Consider the following 788-nt stretch of genomic DNA (forward strand, 5'->3'; position numbering starts at 1 on the left):
GCTCCTTACCCGATGCGGCCGGTGATGTAGGCTTCGGTCCTTGGGTCTTTCGGGTTGGTGAAGATCTGTGCTGTATCGCCGTATTCCACCAGGTTTCCGAGGTGGAAGAAGGCGGTCTTCTGGCTGACGCGCGCGGCCTGCTGCATCGAGTGGGTGACGATCACCACGGAGAACTGGCTGCGCAGCTCGTCGATCAGCTCTTCGACCTGGGCCGTGGCGATGGGGTCCAGCGCCGAGCAGGGTTCGTCCATCAACAGCACCTCGGGGCTGGTGGCGACTGCCCGGGCGATGCAGAGCCTTTGCTGCTGGCCGCCCGACAGGCCGGTGCCGGGGGCATCCAGACGATCCTTCACCTCGTTCCACAGGGCGGCCCTGCGCAGCGCGTCTTCCACGATGGCATCAAGCTCGGCCTTGTTGCGGGTCATGCCGTGGATCTTCGGCCCGTAGGCCACGTTGTCGTAGATCGATTTCGGAAAGGGGTTCGGCTTCTGGAACACCATGCCGACCTTGGCGCGCAGCTGCACGGGGTCGATGCGCGGGTCATAGATGTCCTGGCCGTCCAGCGTGATCCGCCCCTCGACCCGGGCCGAGGCCACGGTGTCGTTCATCCGGTTCAGACAGCGCAGGAAGGTGGACTTGCCGCAGCCAGACGGCCCGATGAAGGCCGTCACCGCCCGGTCCAGGATGTCAACATCAACATCCTTCAGCGCGTGGTTCGTGCCGTAATACACCTGAACCCCACGCGCAGACATCTTGGCCGTGACAGTGCCCGCATCAAGGCCCGTGCG

1 protein-coding gene is annotated in these 788 nt (G+C 64.6%); it reads right to left on the minus strand.

The window, feature by feature from the left end:
• Positions 1–5 precede the first annotated feature (5 nt).
• Complete coding sequence (gene pstB / locus EYB42_RS17220) at positions 6–752, minus strand: phosphate ABC transporter ATP-binding protein PstB (protein ID WP_135451296.1); 747 nt, start codon at positions 750–752, stop codon at positions 6–8.
• Positions 753–788 lie beyond the last annotated feature (36 nt).

This window comes from Tabrizicola caldifontis, from assembly GCF_004762095.1.
Lineage (GTDB): Bacteria > Pseudomonadota > Alphaproteobacteria > Rhodobacterales > Rhodobacteraceae > Tabrizicola > Tabrizicola caldifontis.